General features: G+C 43.3%; 1 protein-coding gene. It reads left to right on the forward strand.

From position 1 onward, the window contains the following. The coding region (locus JMF81_RS12765) for a hypothetical protein (RefSeq protein ID WP_201311822.1) at positions 1 to 213 on the forward strand (213 nt) is incomplete at its 5' end. Positions 214 to 326: the final 113 nt, after the last annotated feature.

Genomic DNA, 326 nt, shown 5'->3' on the forward strand with positions numbered 1-326 from the left:
AAGAAAGAACCTCCCAGGAGAAATAAATCAGTAAAAGGAGGAGAAATCTTTGAGGGAAAGTCCTCTCAGAATATAAAAAACAGAGAGAGGAGGAGAAACCTCAGGGACGACCACCTCCCAGGAGTGAAAAAAGGAAAAAAGGAGGACAAATCCCGGATTAAACTGAACCCTATAAAGTGGACACAGCAAAAACTAGTTTTGGATGCTTTTTGAAAGCCTGTCCCATACTGTGGACACAATAAAAGCTGATCCAGGAGGAGGAAATCCCAGGAGAAGAGTGTGAAGGACTTCAGGAGATCAGTACAGGCTGCAGGTCTTAAAACTCA

The sequence above is a fragment of the Anaerostipes butyraticus genome, from assembly GCF_016586355.1.
Taxonomy (GTDB): Bacteria; Bacillota; Clostridia; order Lachnospirales; family Lachnospiraceae; genus Anaerostipes; species Anaerostipes butyraticus.